This is a genomic window from Soonwooa purpurea (assembly GCF_053891095.1).
In genome coordinates this window covers 1-22,995 of record NZ_JBSSMA010000004.1, presented here as the reverse complement: position 1 = coordinate 22,995, position 22,995 = coordinate 1, and the positions used below count along the sequence as shown (strand labels likewise).

At 36.4% G+C, this 22,995-nt stretch carries 15 protein-coding genes and 3 pseudogenes; 6 read left to right on the top strand and 12 right to left on the bottom strand.

The genetic code is table 11. From position 1 onward, the window contains the following. Window positions 1-6: 6 nt before the first annotated feature. From ACVFVN_RS04720 to ACVFVN_RS04695, 6 genes and pseudogenes are all read right to left on the bottom strand, one after another. A pseudogene (locus ACVFVN_RS04720) lies at window positions 7-2,697 on the bottom strand (SusC/RagA family TonB-linked outer membrane protein); the annotation flags it as partial. A gap of 15 nt (window positions 2,698-2,712) precedes the next feature. After that, window positions 2,713-2,877 carry a hypothetical protein gene (locus tag ACVFVN_RS04715; protein WP_456234399.1) on the bottom strand — a complete coding sequence of 55 codons (165 nt, stop codon included), beginning with the start codon at window positions 2,875-2,877 and terminating at the stop codon, window positions 2,713-2,715. 85 nt (window positions 2,878-2,962) lie between these two features. Next, window positions 2,963-4,290: pseudogene (gene xylA, locus ACVFVN_RS04710) on the bottom strand (xylose isomerase). A gap of 111 nt (window positions 4,291-4,401) precedes the next feature. Further along, window positions 4,402-5,145 (bottom strand): FGGY-family carbohydrate kinase, encoded by a 744-nt coding sequence (locus tag ACVFVN_RS04705; RefSeq protein ID WP_456234588.1) that lies wholly within the window; start codon window positions 5,143-5,145, stop codon window positions 4,402-4,404. Between the two features lie 21 nt (window positions 5,146-5,166). Then, window positions 5,167-5,739: pseudogene (locus ACVFVN_RS04700) on the bottom strand (FGGY family carbohydrate kinase); the annotation flags it as partial. A gap of 161 nt (window positions 5,740-5,900) precedes the next feature. Next, window positions 5,901-6,626, bottom strand: coding sequence for an NUDIX hydrolase (locus ACVFVN_RS04695; RefSeq protein WP_456234398.1), 726 nt, complete (start codon window positions 6,624-6,626; stop codon window positions 5,901-5,903). A 530-nt stretch (window positions 6,627-7,156) separates the two neighbouring features. Between ACVFVN_RS04695 and ACVFVN_RS04690 the strand changes: the two genes are divergently transcribed. Beyond that, window positions 7,157-8,317 (top strand): iron-containing alcohol dehydrogenase, encoded by a 1,161-nt coding sequence (locus tag ACVFVN_RS04690; protein WP_456234397.1) that lies wholly within the window; start codon window positions 7,157-7,159, stop codon window positions 8,315-8,317. 66 nt (window positions 8,318-8,383) lie between these two features. Here the strand turns inward: ACVFVN_RS04690 and ACVFVN_RS04685 are convergent, their stop codons facing one another. Continuing rightward, on the bottom strand, window positions 8,384-9,736 hold the full coding sequence (locus tag ACVFVN_RS04685; protein WP_456234396.1) for a DEAD/DEAH box helicase: 1,353 nt from the start codon (window positions 9,734-9,736) through the stop codon (window positions 8,384-8,386). Window positions 9,737-9,835: 99 nt separating this feature from the next. Here ACVFVN_RS04685 and ACVFVN_RS04680 point away from each other — a divergent pair, with 99 nt between their 5' ends. Next, window positions 9,836-10,627, top strand: coding sequence for a copper resistance protein NlpE N-terminal domain-containing protein (locus ACVFVN_RS04680; protein ID WP_456234395.1), 792 nt, complete (start codon window positions 9,836-9,838; stop codon window positions 10,625-10,627). 36 nt (window positions 10,628-10,663) lie between these two features. Here the strand turns inward: ACVFVN_RS04680 and ACVFVN_RS04675 are convergent, their stop codons facing one another. Beyond that, on the bottom strand, window positions 10,664-11,842 hold the full coding sequence (locus ACVFVN_RS04675) for a sensor histidine kinase (protein WP_456234394.1): 1,179 nt from the start codon (window positions 11,840-11,842) through the stop codon (window positions 10,664-10,666). A gap of 133 nt (window positions 11,843-11,975) precedes the next feature. Further along, a complete protein-coding gene (locus ACVFVN_RS04670) occupies window positions 11,976-13,976 on the bottom strand; it encodes an alpha/beta fold hydrolase (RefSeq protein ID WP_456234393.1) in 2,001 nt (666 codons plus the stop codon). A 69-nt stretch (window positions 13,977-14,045) separates the two neighbouring features. Here ACVFVN_RS04670 and ACVFVN_RS04665 point away from each other — a divergent pair, with 69 nt between their 5' ends. From ACVFVN_RS04665 to ACVFVN_RS04655, 3 genes are all read left to right on the top strand, one after another. After that, a complete protein-coding gene (locus tag ACVFVN_RS04665) occupies window positions 14,046-14,879 on the top strand; it encodes a T9SS type A sorting domain-containing protein (protein WP_456234392.1) in 834 nt (277 codons plus the stop codon). Window positions 14,880-14,942: 63 nt separating this feature from the next. Continuing rightward, a complete protein-coding gene (secG, locus tag ACVFVN_RS04660) occupies window positions 14,943-15,287 on the top strand; it encodes a preprotein translocase subunit SecG (protein WP_165130680.1) in 345 nt (114 codons plus the stop codon). A 114-nt stretch (window positions 15,288-15,401) separates the two neighbouring features. Further along, a complete protein-coding gene (locus ACVFVN_RS04655; RefSeq protein ID WP_165130678.1) occupies window positions 15,402-16,829 on the top strand; it encodes an MFS transporter in 1,428 nt (475 codons plus the stop codon). A 53-nt stretch (window positions 16,830-16,882) separates the two neighbouring features. Here the strand turns inward: ACVFVN_RS04655 and lpdA are convergent, their stop codons facing one another. From lpdA to ACVFVN_RS04640, 3 genes are all read right to left on the bottom strand, one after another. After that, window positions 16,883-18,286 carry a dihydrolipoyl dehydrogenase gene (lpdA, locus tag ACVFVN_RS04650; RefSeq protein ID WP_456234391.1) on the bottom strand — a complete coding sequence of 468 codons (1,404 nt, stop codon included), beginning with the start codon at window positions 18,284-18,286 and terminating at the stop codon, window positions 16,883-16,885. Window positions 18,287-18,457: 171 nt separating this feature from the next. After that, window positions 18,458-21,013, bottom strand: a complete 2,556-nt coding sequence (locus ACVFVN_RS04645; RefSeq protein ID WP_456234390.1) for an adenosylcobalamin-dependent ribonucleoside-diphosphate reductase — start codon at window positions 21,011-21,013, stop codon at window positions 18,458-18,460. Between the two features lie 221 nt (window positions 21,014-21,234). Next, a complete protein-coding gene (locus ACVFVN_RS04640; RefSeq protein ID WP_456234389.1) occupies window positions 21,235-22,308 on the bottom strand; it encodes a glycosyltransferase in 1,074 nt (357 codons plus the stop codon). Between the two features lie 105 nt (window positions 22,309-22,413). Between ACVFVN_RS04640 and ACVFVN_RS04635 the strand changes: the two genes are divergently transcribed. Further along, a complete protein-coding gene (locus ACVFVN_RS04635) occupies window positions 22,414-22,842 on the top strand; it encodes a transposase (RefSeq protein WP_456234388.1) in 429 nt (142 codons plus the stop codon). Window positions 22,843-22,995: the final 153 nt, after the last annotated feature.

Sequence of the window (22,995 nt, the reverse complement as noted above, 5' to 3'; positions counted from 1 at the left end):
GGTCGTTTAGAAAGTTAAACTAATACCCATTAAAAAATTACGAGTGGAAGGATTGGTTGCTCCAATCACTAATTGTCGGGATTTGAAAGCTGTATTGACGGCTTGGTTTTCATTACCTCTTGAGTTTGGCTCTGGATCCATGCCTGATTCTTTATGGTATGGTGAGAAAAATACAAACGGATTCTGAACGGTTGCATATATGCGTAAGCTGCTTAATTTTAAGTTTTCAAGAAAATCTTTTTCGAAATTATAACCTAATGTAATGGTACGAATCTTTAAATAAGATGCATCAAAATAACCCAATGTCGATCCATATTTAGGATTATCATTACTTGTAATGCCTCCTGGTTTAGGATATCTCACATTTGGATTTTCTTCGGTCCAATAGTTGACATCTACTTGTCCTCTTCTACCGTTCAACATATTAAGATAACTAGAAGAACCATAAAGTGTACTTATTAAAACACCTCCATGCTGGAAGCCTCCTACAACACCAAGGTCAAAATTTTTGTATCTCCATTTTGAGCTAAAACCTCCTTGCCAATCTGGATCCGTATCAATTACCTGCAAATCTTCTGTACCTATCGCTCTAACAGGTGTACCATCTGCATTATAAGCGCCAGTATATAGAACTTTAATCATCCCGACGTTGCCTCCTGGCTCAAGGACACTTAAATAAGGATCCCCATTTTGCCATAATCCAATATTTTGATAATCAAAAATTGCATTAATGTTATGTCCTACAAACCACAAGTTACCTTCGTCTCTTAATTGATCAGAGTTCAGTGCAACAATTTTGTTTTTGTTTGAATAGAAATTAACACCTACATCCCAACCAAAATCATTATTATTAAAGATAACACCATTCAATGAAATTTCAAGTCCTTTATTTTCGGTACGTCCTACATTTGTCGTTACTCTCTCTGCGCCAGCAGTTGGTGGAAGTTGCTTAGATAATAGAATATCTTTTGTCTGCGTGTTATAATATTCTACAGTCCCTGTTAATCTATTATTAAAGAAGCCAAAGTCAATACCATAATTCCAAGTTTCTGAAAACTCCCATCCCAAATCTGCATTTGGTAATTGTGTTACATAATTACCTACGGTGTAAGAATCTGTCCCAGAATCTCCAAAATTATAAGGAACTGTGGATAATAATCCCCATGTAGAGTATGGACCTACCGCTTGATTAGAAGTTTCACCATAACCTACTCTGAATTTTAATTGGCTAATATATTTGCTATCAACAAGAAAAGATTCATTTTTAGCATTCCATCCTGCAGAAATCGCTGGATATGTATGCCATTTGTTACCTGGAGCGAGAACGGAAGCCGCATCAGATCGCATTGTAGCCGTTATCATATATTTGTTATCGTACTGATACATAAAGCGACCCATCCAAGATATTAAACCAGTTTTATAATAATTTTGATTTTTTGGATCAATGGTTACTTCTCCTTGGGCATGTCCTAAATTAAAATATTGAAACGCATCAATTGGGACATCTTTTGCTGTAATGTAGGAAGAATTAAAGCTTTTCTCTTCAGCAGAATATAAAGCTGTTAAGTTAATTTTGTGTTTTCCAAAGTTTCTATCATAAGTTAATAAGTTTTCTAAAACCCATTGTGTCATATTAGAACGACCTATTGCAGCACTAGAAATTGATGACGGATTTGTGTTAAAAACTCCCGTACCTACATAAGAACCAGAATCTGTCATTCTAAAATTAAGACCGACATTCAAACGATATTTCAGACCTTTAATTCCTGGAATTGATAACTCCCCAAAGAAATTATTATATGAAGCAAAGGCCTTTGTTTTATCAACATATCTATCACCTAATGCGTTTAGATTATCTTTGGAATACACCCAGTTTTGATCAGCTCCGGTGTTCAGTATTGTTTTCCTTGTTCCATCCTCATTATACGGGTTACCAATTGGAGAATATTGTAAAACATTGCCCGCATTAAGCCCATTAGCATTATTAACTGAGTAATTATTATAAGTTGATACCCCTACTCGAAACAATGATCCAATCTGTTGATCTACAGATGCCCGCATCGACAAACGTTCATAATATTGTAATGGGACTAAACCTTCTTGCTTATAATATGCTAATCCTGTACTATAGCTTCCTCCGTCTGTACCAGCAGTAACACCAATGTCGTGACTGGTGATCATTCCTGATTTATAATACATATCTTGCCAATCTGTATTCAAACCGCTTTTCTCATCTGGTCCATTTGTAAATTTATCAGCTAAAGTTCTCAAAACCTCAAATTTTGGCCCATCCATCATTGGATATTTTGAAAACAGTGTTTGCACGCCAGTGTATCCATTATATGAAAACCTTGGCTTTTGATTTTTGGTTCCACGGTTGGTTGTGATAATTATTACCCCATTAGCACCTCGAGATCCATAGATAGCTGTAGCAGAAGCATCTTTAAGAATATCAAGACTTTTAATATCATTCGGATTGACATCCGATAGAGAACCCGCGAACGGAATGCCGTCTAGCACAATAAGTGGATCATTACTTGCGGTTAAAGATCTTGTCCCACGAATTCTAATTTGCTGTTCTGCACCTGGTTTGCTGGACAATCTTCCTATTTCTACACCTGGCAATCTTCCCTGTAAAGCCTCCGAGATGTTTGCTGATGGCACCTCTTTCAAAGCGCTTCCACTTAGTGAAGATACAGAACCTGTAACAGCTTACTTCTTTTGTTGTCCATAACCAATTACAACTACTTCATCAATCTTTTGTTCCTTCCCCAAAGTGTCTTTTTTAGCTTGCGAATAGGCCAAACCAGTCGGCAACAAAGCCATTGCAAAAAACAATGCTGCTTTGTTCGGTTTTATAAAATGAAATTGATTCATAATTAATATTTTTTAATGATTGTGAATTTGACCTTCAGAATTAAATTTTTAAAAGATATTTTAATCCAAAGTCTCTTGGTTTATATTAAATGTGCATGTTGACAATCGCTTCAAAAAGTTCTTGCCTTCCACTTTTTGCCTGAGGCTCTCCTGTTTCGTGAGCAATTTTTTGAAGGTCAAGAAGGCTAAGCTTTCCTTCTTCAAAAGCTTTTCCGTTTCCAAAGTCAAAAGAGTTGTAACGTTCTGTACGAAGTTTATTATAATCTGAGTTTTCCAAAATATCAGCAGCAATCAAAAGTCCTTTCGCAAAAACATCCATTCCAGAAATATGAGAAATAAATAAATCCTCCATATCTACAGAATTACGACGAATCTTAGCATCGAAATTAACACCGCCAGAACCAATACCACCATTTGGAAGAATCGCTAACCAAGCCTGTGCTAGTTCAAAATAATCAATCGGGAATTGGTCTGTATCCCATCCATTTTGATAATCTCCTCTATTGGCATCGATAGAGCCAAGCATGCCGGCGTCAATAGCCACTTGCAGTTCGTGCTCGAAAGTATGACCAGCCAATGTTGCATGGTTGACTTCTAGATTTAGTTTAAAATCTTTATCCAATCCATAATGTTTTAAGAATCCAATTACTGTTTCTGCGTCATAATCATATTGATGTTTTGTAGGTTCCATAGGTTTGGGTTCTATCAAAAAAGTCCCTTGGAATCCTTGTGAGCGTGCATAATCTTTAGAAATTGTTAAAAAGCGTGCAAGATGCTCTTTTTCACGTTTCATATTGGTATTTAGAAGTGTCATATAACCTTCTCTACCACCCCAGAATACATAGTTTTCGCCACCCAAAGCTATCGTGGCGTCTATAGAATTTTTCACCTGCGTGGCAGCACAAGCTACGACATCAAAGTTAGGATTGGTAGAAGCGCCATTCATATAACGTTCGTGTGAAAAAACATTAGCTGTACCCCATAATAATTTTATTCCAGAGGCCGCTTGCTTTTCTTTTGCATAATCTACGATGCTTTGCAAATTGGATTCATATTCTTTCCAATTGTTGGCTGGAGCTACTAAATCCACATCATAGAAACAATAATGCTCGAAACCAATTTTGGTCATAAATTCGAAAGCGGCGTCCATTTTGTATTTTTCCCGGCTAAGCGCATCAGAACCTACATTCCAAGGGTGGTGGATTGTACCACTACCAAATGGATCGCTACCGTCTGCACATAAGCTATGCCACCAAGCCATTGCAAAACGCACCACTCCTTCATAGGTTTTCCCATGACTGGTGTGTTAGCATCGTATTAACGAAAAGCCATTGGGTTTTTGCTTTCTTTACCTTCAAATTTGATTTGTTGAATTCCAGGAAAAAACTCTTTTGTTCCTTTTAAAATGTTCATAATGTATGTTTTATATTTCTTAAAAATGTTTATTAAATTTTGACATAACTGTAGCTGCTCACCAAGTTTTTACACTTGTAAGTACAATCATTCATGTTTGTTTTTTTGATTTTATAAAGCCGCTTGGAGATGTCTCATCCAATGAGTATAGGCTTCTATATATTGTTCTCTTTTTTCTGTTTCAGGTTCAATAATTGCGATTTTTTCGAGGGATGCAAAAGCTTCATCAGAATTGGCATAAAAGCCAATACCAATACCAGCACCTCTCGCAGCACCTACCGATCCATCTGTATCGTACAATTCTATAACCGCATTACTAACACCTGATAATGTTTGTCTAAAAATAGAACTCAAAAACATATTGGCATTTCCGGCTTTTATGACTTTGATATCCATGCCCATTTCTCGCATGATATTCATCCCATATTCATAAGAAAATACAATACTTTCCTGAGCTGCTCGTAGAATATCACCTTTGGAATGAATATTAAAATTAATCCCATGGATGGAGCAATCTGTTTCTTTATTTTCTAAAACTCTTTCTGCGCCATTACCAAAAGGAATAATACTAATGCCTTTTGATCCAATTGGCGAGAGGGATGCCAGCTCGTTCATATCACCATAAGACGATAAAGAGGTTGCAAAATTATGTTTCAACCAAGAATTAAGAATCCCAGTTCCATTAATACAAAGCAAAACACCAAGTCTTGTCAATTCTTCTGTATAATTAACGTGAGCAAAAGTGTTAACTCTCGATTTCGGATCATAATCTAATTGGTCCAAAACACCATATACCACGCCAGAAGTTCCTGCTGTAGAAGCAATCTCTCCTGGATTAAACACATTGAGAGACATCGCATTATTAGGCTGGTCGCCGGCACGATAAGATATCGGCGTTCCTGCTTTTAGCCCCAACTCAACAGCGGCTTGTGCAGATACTTCTGCCTGAATACCGAAGCTAGGTACAATCTCGGGAAAGAAGCTTTTCGGAATTTCGTAAAAGTTAGTCACATCTTCGGAAATACATTTGTTTTTAAAATCCCAAAAAACACCTTCTGATAATCCTTCAATTGTAATTCCTGTTTGACCAGACAATTTCATAGCGATATAATCGCCTGGCAACATGATTTTATCTATCTTATCAAAAACTTCGGGCTCGTTTTCTTTTACCCAAGCCAGTTTTGACGCTGTAAAATTACCTGGAGAATTAAGTAAATGGCTTAAACATTTCTCGGTTCCGATTTGTTGAAAAGCTTTTTCACCATACGAAACCGCGCGACTATCGCACCAGATGATAGATGGTCTGAGAAGATTTTGATCCCTATCAACCAAAATCAATCCGTGCATTTGCCAGGTAATACCAATAGCTTTGATGTTTTCAGCATCTACTCTCGATTGCTGCATTACAGACTCGTTCGCTAATTTAAGATTGATCCACCAGTCAGACGGATTCTGCTCTGCCTATCCTGGTTGATTGGCAATTATTTTCATCTCTTTTTTTGGAGAAAAATCAGACGCTATAATTTTCCCGCTAGAAGCCTCAATAAGACTTACTTTAACGGAAGAACTACCAATATCATAACCTAACAAATACATATAGCGTTAAAAATTTATTTAATAAGTTTTGTATTATTCTTTTTATAAATCTTTGGATCAAACTTATAATATCGTGCTGCACGATGGGCTACGTTGGTCTCAATTTCATCCAAAGCAATAATGTAATCAAAAGCAGCAATCTTTTTATGAAAGTTCTTAATATCAATTTGTTTTTCACTCAAAGCATTGTAGAGTTGAAACAATTGTCTAATAGTAAATTTCTTTGGCAACAACTGGAAAATAATCGAAAAATCAGACTCTATCCATTTTCTAATTTCTACAAAAGATTCCGTAATAATTTTATTATGATCAAAAGGCAACTCTGGTACCCGATTGATTGGGAACCAGTCAACAGTATCATATTTTGAACTATTAATTTTATGATCTATCTTACAAAGAGACAAATAAGCCACTGTAATAATACGATCAATATTGGGCTGATACTCTTGTGCCATCCAGTTAATATCCGCTTTACTACTTGCGCGATTGGGATCCGCAAAACATTTAAACTGTTTAAGAACCATTTTTTTGATACCTGTCAATTCATGCAAAACCCTTTGCGCCACATCATCAACATCTTCATGACTAAAAATAAGACTACCCGGCAGTTTGCGTTGTGACTTCTCCTGAGAATTGGCACCATGTTTTTGCACCAAAAGAATATTGAGTTGATTTTCGTGATCGAAGCCAAAAACGACACAGTCGACAGAAACATAAGTATGTATAAAATTCGGTTTCATTAATTGTTAACATTTACGTAACATTACAAATATAAAAATTCAATTCATATAAAAAAATATTTATTCATTATTGTCTATAAATCAATACTTTAGTTATCGAATTCACATGATAAGATTAACATTAAAAATATGATAAGCTTATCTTATAATACATGATATATTTTTTTTAAAAACAACTTATAAATGAAGATATTGAACTCTTTTTTTAATATTCAATTCTAGTTCTAGAATAATTATAATTTTATGAAAAGCATATTGCTGTTTTTTTATACATTTTTAATAAAAAATTATAAATAATTAAAGAAATGAATTAAAAATTGAGCTAATTATATGAATTAAAAAAACCAAAAAAGCTTCAAATTAATAAGAACGACAAAATTGAAATTAATTTCATTCTTTTATCTCATGGAAATTAAGTCAAAAAATTCAATATTATAATTTAACAATATTTAACCTCAATACGGCCTAAAACGTCACGTCCAAAACAAACTTATTGCGTAATTTTATAGCTTTCAAAAACAAACAAAACAATGTTAAATTTCGAATTTAAAAATCCTACAAAAATTATATTTGGAAAAGGCGAAATCGCAAAGCTTTCTCGCGAAATTCCTAAAGATGCTAACATCCTAATGGTGTATGGTGGCGGAAGCATTAAAAAAAATGGCATTTACGAACAAGTTATCGCTGCTTTGGAAGGCTTTCAACTTACAGAATTTGGAGGTGTACCCGCCAATCCAGAATACGAAGTCCTGCTTGAAGCTCTTAAAGTAATTAAAGAAAAAAACATTACGTATATTCTTGCTGTTGGTGGTGGATCGGTGATTGACGGTGTTAAGTTTTTGTCTGCTGCTGCTAATTACGAAGGCGAAGCTTGGGATATTTTATCTAAAAGAATCGTAACCAAAGAAGGTCAAGGTATGCCATTTGCGAGTGTATTAACTTTACCTGCGACCGCTTCAGAGATGAATTCGGGAGCAGTTATCTCTCGCCGTGCAACAAAAGAAAAACTAGGAATGGGAGGCCCAGGATTATTTCCTCAATTTTCAATTCTGGATCCAGAAGTTGTACGATCGATTCCTAAAAACCAAATCGCAAATGGCATTACAGACGCCTACACCCACGTTTTGGAGCAATATATGACTTATCCAATTGGCGCTGCTTTGCAAGATCGTTTTGCCGAAAGCATTTTGAAAACTTTACAAGAAATTGCACCTAAAATGATGGCTGACGGATTTGATTATGAAGCGGCTTCAGAATTTATGTGGAGCTGTACCATGGCTCTTAATGGTCTTATCGGAAAAGGCGTTCCTCAGGATTGGGCGGTGCACAGCATGGGACATGAGCTGACGGCACAATATGGTATCGACCACGCCAGAACTTTAGCAATTGTTGCTCCCCAACATTACCGTTATTATTTTGAAAAGAAAAAAGAAAAATTAGCGCAATATGCAGAACGCGTATGGAACATCACGGAAGGTTCTATCGACGAAAAAGCTCAGAAAGCAATCGAAGCGATGGAAGACTTCTTCCACTCTTTAGAAATAAAAACCAAACTTTCGGAATATACCGATGCTTACGAAGGCACGGCAGAAAAAATACAAGCGGCTTTCGAATCTCGTGGTTGGCTACTTGGTGAAAACCGAATGGTAAGTCCTGCCGATGCTAAAAAGATTGTAGAAATGGCTTATTAAGTTTTTTAATTATGATAATACAATCCGCGCCCGAACTTTGTTCGGGCGCGGATTGTATTTAAGTATTTATTTTTTCTTTCGAGATTTCGTTTTTTGTTTTTGTTGTCCTCTGTTGGCAGGTTTTGTCTTTGGCGGTTTTCTTTTTGTAGGTCCACCAAGATTGACTTTTTTATTTTTGTCTTTCTTCTCATGAAAAGCACCTCCACCTTCTTGGATTTTTACTACTACTGGATTTTTCATGATGACAACCTCTTTCTCAGCTTCAATTTTGACATCTGAAAGTTTAACCTCAGCAGGGAATTCTGTTTTGGAAACTTCTCTATTCATTAACACTTCAATATCAAGCAGCAAAGCTTCTTCTTTCGGCGTATAAAAACTTATAGCAATTCCCTCTTTATCAGCACGTCCTGTTCTACCAATTCTATGAATATACTGTTCTGGAATATCAGGAATCTCAAAGTTGAACACATGCGACACATCTGGAATATCAAGACCGCGCGCCATAATATCGGTTGTAATAATTCCGCGAAGTTCATTATTCGAAAATTCCTCCATCACACGCAAACGGAAATTTTGAGATTTATTGGAATGTATCACGCCAAACTGCTCTGGAAATTCTTCATCAATTTTAGTAAAGATTAAATCCGCATGGCGTTTGTTATTAGCAAATATCAAAATCTTTTCAAAATCATTTTCTTTATTGAGATAGTGAATTAAAAGATTAAGCTTTGTGTTAAAATTCTGAACAGGTACTACGGATTGCGCAATTTTCTCCAACGGCGTCCCCGATCTTGCCAACGAAATTTCTAATGGATTTTTGAAATATTCGTTCAACATTTCGTCCACCTGATCGGTCATGGTTGCCGAGAACAAAATATTCTGACGTTTTTCACTCATCATCGTGAAGATATTCGTGAGTTGTCTTTTGAAACCAAGACTCAACATTTCGTCGAACTCATCAATGATAAGTTTTTTTAAATCTTTAAACTGTATCACGTTGTCAATCGCCAAATCCATCACACGACCTGGTGTTCCCACCAAGATGTCAACGCCGCCTTCGTAGATATTTTTTCTTTGGGTATTGATGTTAACGCCACCATAGACGCCCATTACTCGAGCATTTATAAATTCGGTCAATTGGTTCAGTACTTCCGTAACCTGAACCACCAATTCTCTTGTAGGAACTAAAATTAAAATTTTAGGTTGATCTGTTTTAGAATATTTGTACTCTTTAAGAATTGGTAAAAGATAAGCTAAAGTCTTTCCTGTACCCGTCTGGGCAATCCCCATAATGTCGCGACCGGACAGAATCGGAGAAAAACTTTTGTACTGTATAGGTGTAGGCTCGGAAATATTTAACTTTTCCAAAACTTCGTTGAGGGCTTTTGGCAACTCAAAGTCTGCAAAACTTGGTTTCATTCCGCAAAGATAGCTTTTTTTGAAAAAGCATTTTTTAATTAAAAAACATCTAATTTAATTTTAGGAACACATTTTGAATATCAACAAAAAAATAACATTATGATAAACAAAAACGCACTAAAGAAATTAAGAAACATCAGTCTTCTTTCAGTTAGTATTATAACTTTAAGTTTGACTTCTTGCAAGTCAACACCAAAGTCATCATTCTCTGATGAACACAACGCCAAAAATTCGTTAGACTATAACGGTATCTATAACGGCGTACTTCCTTGTGCTGACTGCGATGGCATCGCGACAAGTGTATACATTAATAAAGACAACACTTATGTTTTAAAACAAAATTATCAAGGAAAAAGCACCACAACTATTCTTGAAGAAGGAAGCTATTCTTGGAACAACGAAGGTAATACAATCACGCTAAAACCCAAAACGAAAAATGGGCAAACTCTGAAGTTTTTCATTAGTGAAAATCGCATATTCATGCTGGATCAAGATGGTAAAAGAATTACAGGTTCTCTAAAAGACCATTACACCTTAACAAAAAATTACGCGACTATCTTTGACAAAAAATGGAAATTAAAAGAAATGTACGGCATCCAATTTGACAAGTCGAAAACTACAAAAAAAGAAGGCTATATCAGCTTTGATGACAAAACAAAGCGTTTTACAGGAAATGCAGGTTGTAACCAGATGAACGGCGGGTTTGACATTAGCGCTGACAACAAAATCGATTTTATGCAAAGCATGTCTACGATGATGGCTTGTGAGAACATGGAAGCAGAACAGTCTTTTGCAAAAGTTCTAAAAAATGCTAAATTCTACGAACTCCAAAGCAACAAATTATTCCTACTTGACAGCAACAAAAAAGTAATTGCCAAATTTGTAGATTAATAAAACCATCAAACAATACAAACCAAAAGCGCACTCCTAAGATTGCGCTTTTTTATCATCTTTTGGTATTTTTAGAATAATACGAAAAGTCGTGCCTTTGCCAATTTCGGAATGCGACACTTTTATTTCGCCATTATGATATTCGTGAACAACACGGTGTGCCAACGAAAGGCCAAGTCCCCAACCCCGCTTTTTTGTGGAATATCCTGGTTTAAAAACCTTTCTGGCTTGGCTTTTTGACATTCCCGACCCATTATCTTTTACGTCTACAAAAACATTTTTTCCTTTTTTATAAAGTTGGATTTCCAATTTCCCTTCACCTTTCATCGCATCAACAGCATTTTTAACAAGATTCTCGATAACCCAACTCATCAGGATTTGGCTATGTGGAACCATGACATCTTCATAGGTTTTCTGAAATGTAAAATCCACTTTAGTAGAAATTCTCGTTTTAAGGTAATCGTAATTCTGCTGCAAAGTCTGCGTCAAATCTCTATCATTAAGCGTTGGAATAGAACCGATTTTCGAAAATCGCTCCGAGATGGTTTTCAACCGCTCAACATCTTGTTCCAACTCTTTCACCCCAAGGCTATTCTCATCTTCCAGCTTCATAATTTCCACCCAACCAATCATCGAGGACAAAGGCGTCCCAATCTGGTGTGCTGTTTCTTTTGCAAGTCCAGCCCACAAAAAACCCTCATCCGTTTTTTTCAATGTTCTTAAAAACCAAAACGAAAAAGCAATATAGCCACCAATAAATAATGCCAAAATAAAAGGATAAAACCTTAGATTATTCAGCAGTTTTGAATTATCATAATAAATAAACTGATTGTTATATTCTGGCAACTGTATCTCAAATGGCGGATAGCGACTTTCCATCTGCCGCATAATTGTTTTCAGCCTCTCTGGATCTTCCAAGACTTCTTTAGGAATATTCCGGCTTTCAATCAAATTGCCTTTTTTATCTGTCAAGATAAACGGAATATCTTCATTCTCATTTATCACATTCAGCGATAATTCGTTAAGACGATAATCAAAATTAACATCTTGCATATACTTCATCGCCGTCGCAATCGACTGGATACGTCCCGTTTCTTTCTCCCGAAGATAATTAATCATCACAGACGATGCCAACACAATCCCAATAACCACGGCAGTTAGCAGCGTGTAGATAATCCATTTATTAATCTTAGAAAATAAATATAGCCTTTTCATGAGCTACGAATTTAATTATTTTTTTGGAGCTAATCCCGCTATCCGCTATATCTTTTCTGGGCGCCGCCTTCCCCAACCAAAACGGCACCCAAAAAAGGATGCCGCTTCTATCGGGGCTAAGATGCCCAGTTTGTTATAAAGTTTCTTTCAACCAATCGAAAAATTCTCTTTGCCATACCAAGCCATTTTGAGGATGTAGCACCCAGTGGTTTTCGTTCGGGAAGTACAAAAATTTAGTTTTAAGACCTTTCAACTTTGCAGCTTGGAAAGCTTCCTGTCCTTGCTCATAAGGCACACGAAAGTCAATTCCACCTTGGATAATCATAATAGGCTTATTCCAGTTTTCTACTTTTTTTATCGGATTAAAATCGGTGTAAGCTTTTGGTGTCGGATTTTTCCAATAAGGGCCACCCAAATCCCAATTTGCAAACCACAATTCTTCAGTTGTTCCGTACCAAGATGTCATATCGAACAAACCATCGTGCGCGATAAAAGTCTTGAATCTGTTCTCATGTACGCCAGCCAACATAAACACCGAATAGCCACCGTAACTTGCACCAACAGCCGCAATTCTGTCATTATCAACATAAGGCAAAGTTTTAGCAAAATCGGTTGCTGCTAGATAATCACGAATCGGTTGTCCACCCCAATCTCCAGAAATCTCCTCGTTCCATTTGGTTCCCCAACCTGGCATACCTCGACGGTTAGGCGCTACGACGATATAATCATTAGCCGCCATCAAAGCAAAATTCCATCTTACTGAGTTAAACTGTGTCAAAGCCGATTGTGGCCCACCTTGGCAATACAAAAGAGTTGGATACTTTTTGTTCGGATCGAAGTTCGGTGGATAATGGAACCAAACACCCATTTCTTTTCCATCTGAAGTTTTCACCATTTTCAGCTCAGATTTTCCTTGAGCCAGTTTAGCATAAGTCGCTTTGTTAACATCGGTCATTTGTGCCAATTGACCTTTCTTTAATTCAACACTATAAAGATCAGCATTGTGATTAATATCTACTTTTGAAACTACTAAACCATTTTTATTTTGCGCATAGATATCATTAACATCAAATTGTCCATTGGTAACTTGCGCCACTTTTGCGGCTTTTGTATCCACAACAAACAATTGTTTTGTCCCTCGAAAAGCTGCTGTGAAATAAATACTTTTAGAATCTTGACTCCAAAAAGTAGAACCAGAAACGCTTTCGTCCCAAGATTGCGTTAAATTCTTTTTAGTTTTAGACTGCCAATCCATCACAATAATGTCGTTTTTGTCGGCTTCATAACCATCGCGAGCCATGCTTAGCCACATCAGCGATTTGCCATCTTTACTAAAACTTGGTGCCACATCATAACCCATCATTCCGTCTGTAAGATTGATAGTTGCGCCAGTTGTTAAGTTATATGCAAAAATATCGGTATTGGTACTTTTCGCATATTCTGCGCCACTTTTGGCTTTTGTCACATATAATAATTCTGTAGAATCTGGACTCCATACAAAATCCTCACTCCCACCAAAAGGCTTTTGTGGCGAATCGAATTTCTTTCCTTCCAAAAGATCTTTCGCCTTATCCACAGCATCGCTAATATTAACAACAAAAACATGGTTGTATTTGCCTTCGTTCCAAGCATCCCAATGACGATGGTTGAGGTCGGTATAGATTTGGGCGGTAGATTTTGGCGTATCTACATATTTGTCTTTTGCCATAAGCGCTTCTACCAATACCGCTTTGCTGAACGCAACTTTCTTCCCATCGGGAGATATCACAATATTTTCAGCATCTTTACCAATGCTATAAAAATCTGACCAGGTTTTTCCAGAATCTTTAGAAATAAGGATTTTTTCGCCTTCTAGGGCATAAAGTCCATTTTTGTCCCATTGGATAATGGCTTTTTTACCAAAGTCTATCTTGTCTGCTGACTGATTTAGCAAATTCAAGAAGTAAGTTGTTGAATTTGATTTTTCGGTTTTAAGGTCTGTTTTGCTAAGTTTATAAATGAGAGAAGCTTGGTCTGGAGAGACAGCCTGAACACCTAATCTGTTAAGCGTCCACAAGATTTCGGGTGTTAGATTTTGTTGTGCATTCATCATAAAGGGCGCTGCTAAGGCAACTAATGTATGTTTTAACTTCATGAATTTTTTATTTTTTTTTGGAACAACGAATTTATTAAATTTATAACGATAAACCTAAATCAAATACCTATGAAAAAAATTCTACTTTCTTTAACAACAATTTTATCAGGAATTGTTTTTTCACAAATTTATTTCGCCCCTCAAAGTAATTATAATTTTGGTCAAAATTACCAAGCTAGTATTACAGGCAACGGTAGAATTTATTATACTTTAGATGGTTCTGAACCAACTTTAAATTCGTCTTTTGGAGAAAACAACATTGACCTTAACATCACAGAAAATACTTTAGTTAAAGCCAAATTAAAAACTGGAGAGAATACCTTGTCTAATACTTTTATACAAAAGTTTTGGCATACTTTGATTGAAAAAAATGTTTTTTTTAAACCACCTACAACATGGTCTGGCCAGCCTTGCTCTTATATGAACTGGTTGGACCCACAAACAACAATCGATTTTTACCCTCCTGGTCAAAAAATGACGGAGGCTTGCGAAGGCTGGTACAAAATGACTTACTCTTTTGGAAAGCCAAATATTAGTTTTAATAATTGTCTACTTCCTCAATCACCGAGTTATGTAGAATATACCATTGTTACAGAAGATACGGTATATTATGACTCTAGTACTGGACCAATCACCAATCCGCCAGCTTGTCTTTTGGGCACCCAAGAATCATCGAAAATTGCCAATGTAAAAATTGCTGAAAACCCTGTAAAAGATATCCTACAAATAACGTCTGATGTCAAATTTGAAAATTATCAAATTGTAGATATTTCAGGAAAAATAATTGCTCAAAGAAATTTTGAAAAGGAGATTAATGTATCACAATTACAAAAAGGAACCTATATTATTAAACTATTAGGAAATAACGCTGTTCAACATTATCTGAAATTCATTAAAAATTAGGCTATTAATATTTTTGATAATAAATTTTTATCATTATATTTGCCACTCAAAATTTAAAATTACATGGGCACTATATTTACGCTATTTATGGTATTGATTATGATCGCTTGCGTTCTGCTAATCATTATTATTATGGCTCAAAACCCAAAAGGTGGCGGTCTTTCAGGAACTTTCGGGGGTACTTCTTCTGCAACATTTGGTGTACAGAGAACCAACGACTTTATGGAAAAAGCAACTTGGACTTTAGGAATTTTTATCGTCGTTATGATCTTGTTGAGTATTGTAGTAACTGGTAAACCAACTACAACTTTTCAAGCGCCTAAAACTGCGCCTGCAAAACAAGAAGCGCCTGCACAAACACCTGCTACCTCTACAGCGCCTGCAACACAGATGCCTGCACAGCAGTAAAAGCTATCAAAAAAATATAAATAAAGCGATTGATTTTTTCAGTCGCTTTTTTGTTTTTAAAATAAAGCCATGGCATTATTTTAGCAACAAAGACTTGTTATTTTATTCTAAACTATGGAAGCCAAAGCTCTTCGTGTTTCTCTAATTGTCGGTGCAACATTTTTGATGGAAAATCTAGATTCCACCGTCATAACGACAGCGCTTCCACAAATGGCAAAATCTTTTGCCGCCGACCCTTTACACATGAGTATTGGCGTATCTGTGTACATCATAATGCTTGCGGTTTTTATCCCGGTCAGCGGATGGATTTCTGAAAAATTTGGAGTAAAAAAAGTTTTTGGTGTCGCGATTTTAGGATTTTTGGTTGCTTCTGCTATTTGTGGATTTAGTCAAAACTTAACACAATTTACGTTTGCAAGAGCTTTACAAGGGTTTTTCGGCGCAATGATGGTTCCCGTAGGACGACTTTCTGTTTTAAAAAATACAGAGAAAAATGACTTGGTGAGCGCCATTGCTTTTATTACTTGGCCAGGCCTTATTGGTCCTATCCTCGGTCCTTTTGTTGGTGGTTACATTACAACTTATTTTAGTTGGCATTGGATATTTTTCATTAATATTCCGTTGGGATTATTAGCGTTTTTCTTAAGCATGAAATATATTCCCGACACCTATGAAAGAACTGATAAAAAACTGGATGTCAAAGGATTTGTTCTAAGTACTTTGGGAATGATTGGTTTTATGCTAGGTCTGGAAAGTTTTACCAACGATATGATGCCAATCTATTACAGTATTCCGCTGATCGCTGTAAGTATCATTATCTTTTATCTATTTTATTTACATACCAAAAAAGTTAAAAATCCACTACTCGATTTTTCTGAACTAAAAACTAAAACTTATGCAATTACAATTTATTCTGGCTCTATTACAAGAATGGTTATCGGCATGGCGCCATTTCTTATGCCGTTGATGTTTCAGATTGGATTTGGGTTAAGCGCTTTCGAATCTGGAAGTTTGCTAATGGCCAGCATGATTGGCAGCTTGGTTATGAAACCCGCTACCGTTTGGATTACAAAGAAATTTTCATTCAGACGCGTTTTGGTGGCTAATACACTTTTACTGAGTTTGACATCATTTGCGATGCTACTTTTATTCCCTGATACGCCACATTGGATGACGGTAACGGTTTTATTCGTTTCAGGATGTGTGCGGTCAATGCAATTTAGTAGTTTGAATACTTTAGCCTACGCCGATATTCCAAAAGAAAGGATGAACAATGCGAATACGCTATATAGTACGGCGCAACAAATGACTTTAGGAATGGGAATTACTTTGGGGGCATTTTCGTTAAAAACCGCTAGCATTTTCAATGACACCGAAGGACAATATCAAGTTAAGGATTTCCACTTGGCATTTGCCATCATTGGCATTTTAGGATTAGTAACACTTTACGAATATTTAAAACTATCGGATCGCGATGGGGTAAATGTCCGAAATATGAAAAGCCGTAAACGTGCAAAAAATGACCTCAACAAAACCCATTAAAAAAGAGAAGCCAACACTGACTTCTCTTTCTATTATTTTGATGTAATAAAATCTTACATGTGAATGGCTCTTTTTCCTGTTGCGTCCAATGCTGCTTCTTTTACAGCTTCGGCGTAAGTTGGGTGCGCATGAGACATTCTTGTTAAATCTTCAGCACTTGCACGGAATTCCATTGCGGTAACACCTTCAGCAACCAAGTCAGCCGCTCTCGCGCCAATCATGTGGAAACCTAAGATTTCATCTGTTTTAGCATCTGCGATAATTTTCACAAAACCATCTGTATCACCAGAAGCACGGCTTCTTCCTAAAGCTCTCATTGGGAAAGACCCAACTTTGTAGTCTACGCCAGCTTCTTTTAGTTGTTCTTCTGTTTGTCCAACGCCGGCAACTTCTGGCCAAGTATAAACAACACCTGGAATTAAATTATAATTGATGTGAGGTTTTTGTCCTGCTAAAGTTTCAGCTACAAAAACACCTTCTTCTTCCGCTTTATGCGCCAACATTGCACCTTTAATAACATCACCAATGGCATAAATGTTAGAAACATTTGTTTGAAGATGATCGTTAACCTGTACTCTTCCTCTTTCATCAAGATTCACGCCTGCATTTTCTAATCCAAGTCCGTCCGTATAAGGTTTTCTACCTACAGAAACCAAAACATAATCACCTTCGAAAGCTACATCTTCGCCTTTTTTGTTTTTAGCACTTACTTTTACAGCATCGCCATTTCTTTCCACACCAGAAACCGCTGTAGAAAGCTCGAATTTCATGCCTTGTTTTTTCAATACTTTTTGGAGTTCTTTAGACAAAGCCCCGTCCATTCCTGGGATAATTTTGTCCATATACTCTACAACGGTTACTTTAGATCCTAATCTTAAATAAACAGAACCCAACTCAAGACCGATAACACCTCCACCGATTACGATTAAGTGTTTTGGAACTTCTTTTAAGTTTAAAGCTTCCGTTGAAGTGATGATTCTTTCTTTATCGATATTGATAAATGGCAACGAAGATGGTTTGGATCCTGTTGCGATAATCGTGTATTTTGATTCGATAGATTCTGCAGAACCATCGTTTTTCGTAATTTTAATTTTTGTAGCAGATTCGAAACTTCCAACGCCTTCAAAAACAGTGATTTTGTTTTTGTCCATTAAGAAGCTGATTCCTTTTGTTGTCATATCTACAACACCGTTTTTACGCTCAATCATTTTCGCCAAATCTACTTTGGGCTCGTTGATGATGATGCCATAATCCGCAAATTCATGTTTTGCTTTTGCGAAATGTTCAGAACTATCCAAAAGCGCTTTGGAAGGAATACATCCAACGTTAAGGCAAGTCCCGCCCATTGTAGGGTATTTTTCAATAATTGCTGTTTTGAAACCTAATTGTGCCGCACGAATAGCTGCAACGTATCCACCAGGACCAGAACCGATTACGGTAACATCGAATTGTGACATTATATTATTTTTTGTTTAATGTTTTACTTTTTTATTTCACTGCATTTTATATACAGAATCGTTACAAAATTACAAAAATCCTACAGAAAAAAGCGGATTAATTTATTGTAAAATAAGTGATAAAAATCCTTTCAGTTTTCACCAAAAGGATTTTCATTAGTTTATCGGAGATTATCCACATTTGCTGCTGCCGCAACTTTTACAAGTGAGGCAACCTTCCTGATACATGAGTTTATCTGATCCACAATTGCTGCATTTTTGTCCATCAGCATTGGTTCCATCAGGGATATAACGCTTCAAAGCTCTTGCTACACCCGCTTTCCAATTGTTAATATTTTCTGAATCCAACTCCAATCGGTTAATAAGTTCCACCACATTTTCTAAAGACATACCGTGTCTTAATGTTCCAGAAATAAGTTTTGCATAATTCCAAAATTCTGGATTAAACTTATGAGAAAGCCCTTCGATAGTAGTTTTGTAACCGCGAAGATTTGTAAACTGAAAATCATAACGAGAAGTTCCGTTTTCATCTCGATTTTTAATAATCAAACCTTCGTTAACCCAGCGTGGCAAAGCGATTCCTTCTTCATCATCTGCCAAACCTGTAAAAATTTCGTAAGGCCTACCATCCATCAAACCTACAAAAGCAATCCACTTTTCTTTATTGTTCTGAAATTTGACCACATTGGCTTCTAAAACCTGAGGTCTTTTGGTTGAAAAATGTTGCAACGGATTTGATTCTTCTTTCGAGTTTGATTCTTCTGTTGATACCAAAACGCCAGATCGAGAGCCATCTCTATACACGGTAACCCCTTTGCAACCTACTTCCCAAGCGGTTAAATATAAATCATTAACCAATTCTTCGGTGGCATCGTTCGGGATATTAATCGTCACGGAAATAGAATGATCCACCCATTTTTGGATGGCACCTTGCATGTGAACTTTGCTCAACCAATCGACATCATTAGAAGTCGCTTTGTGATAAGGCGATTTTGAAATAAGATCATTGATTTCTTCCTGCGTATAATTTTTTTCGACATCATGACCTTGAACTTTCATCCAAGTTTTAAAATGATGGTGAAAAACAATGTATTCTTCCCAAGAATCTCCAATTTCGTCCACAAAATCAACACGAACGTCTTTATCATTCGGATTCACTTTTCGTCTTCTTTTGTAGACTGGCAAAAACACGGGTTCGATTCCGGAAGTGGTCTGTGACAAGAGCGACGTGCTTCCTGTAGGTGCAATGGTAAGCAAAGCAATATTCCGGCGACCATATTTAGTCATCAGTTTATACAGTTCTGGATCTTCTTTTTTAAGTCGAAGTATAAAAGGATTTTTGGCTTCTTTTTTGGAATCGTAAACCTCAAAAGCGCCTCTTTCTTTCGCCATTTCCACCGACGAACGATAAGCTGACAATGCTAAAGTTTTGTGAATTTCAACCGAAAAGTCCGTTGCTTTTTGAGTTCCGTAAATAAGTCCCAAAGCTGCCAACATATCGCCTTCCGCCGTAATCCCCACGCCTGTTCTTCGGCCTTGCAAAGTTTTTTTTCGAATTTTAATCCAAAGATTTTTCTCGGTAGATTTTATCTCATCAGATTCTGGATCAGATTCAATTTTTTGAAGAATCGCATCAATTTTTTCCACTTCCAAATCAATAATATCATCCATCATACGCTGTGCATAAGCGGCGTGATTTTTAAAAAGTTCAAAATCGAATTTTGCTTTTTTAGTGAAAGGATTTTCTACATAAGAATAGAGATTAATCGCCAAAAGTCGGCATGAATCATAGGGACAAAGCGGAATTTCACCACAAGGATTGGTGGAAACCGTCTCAAATCCCAAATCCGAATAACAATCCGGAACCGATTCGCGTGTAATAGTATCCCAAAACAAAATTCCTGGTTCTGCAGATCTCCAAGCATTGTGTACAATTTTATCCCAAATATCTTTTGCCTGAACTTCTTTCGTAAATTTCGGTTTTTTACTGTGAATTGGATATTTTTGCGTGTATTGCGTATCATCTTTTACAGCTTTCATAAAGTCGTCATCGATACGTACAGAAATATTGGCGCCTGTAATTTTTCCTTGTTCAAGTTTAGCATCGATAAAATCCTGAACATCTGGATGATTGATAGAAACGGAAAGCATAAGTGCGCCCCGGCGCCCATCCTGCGCTACTTCTCGTGTAGAATTAGAATAACGCTCCATAAAAGGTACCAAACCCGTTGAAGTAAGCGCAGAGTTTTTGACAGCAGAACCTTTTGGACGGATATAAGACAAATCGTGTCCTACGCCGCCGCGCCTTTTCATCAGCTGAACTTGCTCTTCATCCACCTTCATAATACTGCCGTAAGAATCGCTGTTCGCGCCATTTCCAATGACAAAACAATTGGAAAGCGAAGCGATTTGAAAATGATTGCCAATTCCCGTCATCGGGCTGCCTTGCGGAATGATGTATTTGAAATTTTTGATTAGATTAAAAATCTCTTTTGCGGAAAGTGGATTTTCGTATTTGGCTTCCACCCGGGCAATTTCGTTTGCGATGCGCAAATGCATATCGTCTGGCGTTGTTTCGTATAAATTACCATCGGAATCTTTAAGCGCGTATTTGTTAACCCAAACTCTTGTTGCCAAATCGTCACCATTAAAGTAATCTAATGTTGCGGCATTTGCTTTTTCGTATGTAACTTTTTGTAATTTATTTTCTAAGACTAAACTCTCCATATTTGATTATTATTTAACAATATAAAGCTACAATAATAATTATAAATAACAAAAAGTTTACAAATAATAAAAACCAAATAATTGATTTACAACAATTTAAAATATTTCATAATAAGAAAAGTTTACAAATATTGAAATTAATCTATTTCTATAATATACTTTTTCTGTTAAGAAGTTATAAATTATCGAAATAATTACTGAAAAAAAATTAAAATTAAAAACTATAATGACAGTAGTAATTTTTCGTAACGATCCAAAATAATTTCTTTAGAAAACCGGGATTTTATACTGTTGATTATTAGTTGTGAGTCGTAATTTTCATCCAAAACTTCTCGGATTCGGTTTGCGAAAGCTTCATGATTTTCAATATCCGAAATTTCGCCATTAATTCCTTTTTGGATAATCTCATTAATTCCGCCAGGACAATTGTTGACTAAGGAAAAAATGCCGCAAGCACCCGCTTCCAAAAGTACATTTGGAAAACCTTCGTAGCGTGAAGAAAGCACGAACAAATCAGCAAATTTCAAATATTGATACGGATTTTCTTGTCGTCCATGAAAAATAACATGCTCTAATTCTAAATCCGATTTTATATCATTCAACACCTCTTTATCACAACCATCGCCTAAAATATGAAGTTGAATGTTTTGATTTTTTAAATGATAAAAAACTTTCAACAAATTGTCAAAACCCTTTCTGGAAGACAAATTTCCGATTGCCACGACATGTTTAAAATTTTCTGTAAAATCATTTGGTCGAGATGATTCTTCTAATTTTTGATGAATAAAATCGAAATCAACAGGATTGTTTATTTTCTCGATTTTACTTTGTTTAATTTTAAAATTAGAAATCAGATCCTGCCTCATATCATCACTTTGGCAAACGATTTTGTGATAGTTGTTGTAGAATTTATAGAAAAAACGAATCTCTTTTCTGGTCACATGTTGGGATACCACATTGGTCTCTCGCGCAATGAATTTGGTTTTTGGGAAAAGCTTGATAAACAAAGACAAATAGGCATTAACCTCGCCAAATCCGGAAAAAACAATATCGGGTTTTCTCTTTCTAATTTCTTTGAGAATTGGCTTTAAAGAATGGCGAATTCGCGGTGTTTTCAAGTCAATAACTTCGACATCATCACGCAGAAACTTCAAATAACCGCCTTCTTTGCGAAGCAACATGATTTTGGGTTCGAATTTTTCGCGTGGCAAATGGTTGGCAATCGTCATCACAATACGTTCTGCACCGCCTGTTTCCAAATCTGGAAGAATAAAAATTATCGATTTTCTTTTCATCCTTCCAAAGATAAAAAAATAAACGCTTTACTGATTTGTAAAGCGTTTATTTAATTTTTATATGTCCCGTCCTGAAATAGCGATACAAAAAAAATAATCGTTATTATGGAAGAAAGAAACAATTATGTCAAACGCACTCAGCGCGATTACAGTATGTCTTTTAAGTTGAACGTTGTAAAAGAAATCGAGTCTGGAGAACTCTCTACCACTGTTGCTTGCCGAAAATATGGCATCCAAGCTCGAAGCACAGTTGTGAGTTGGCTCAGAAAATTTGGTACCTTTGACTGGGAGAACCAAACGCCTTCTAATATGCCAAAGTCACCAGAACAAAAGATCATGGAGCTTGAAGCTCAAGTAAAGCTTTTGCAAAAGCAGAAGGCTTTCCTTGAGAAACAGGCTTATGTGGCTGATAAAAAAGCCATTATTTTCGATATGATGATTAACCTTGCCGAAGAGGAATATCAAATTGATATACGAAAAAACTCACCACCCGAACTATCGAATCTTTCCGAAAGGAACAAAAAGAAACCATAAGTTTCTCCTGTGAATTGTTCGGGGTGGACCGACAGGTTTATTATCGTCATTTGAAACGAAGAGCAAAGCGGCAACAAAATGCACAGCAGGTTGTGGATTGGGTAGCAGAGCTGCGAATGATTCATCCAAAAATGGGTGGAAAGAAACTGTATT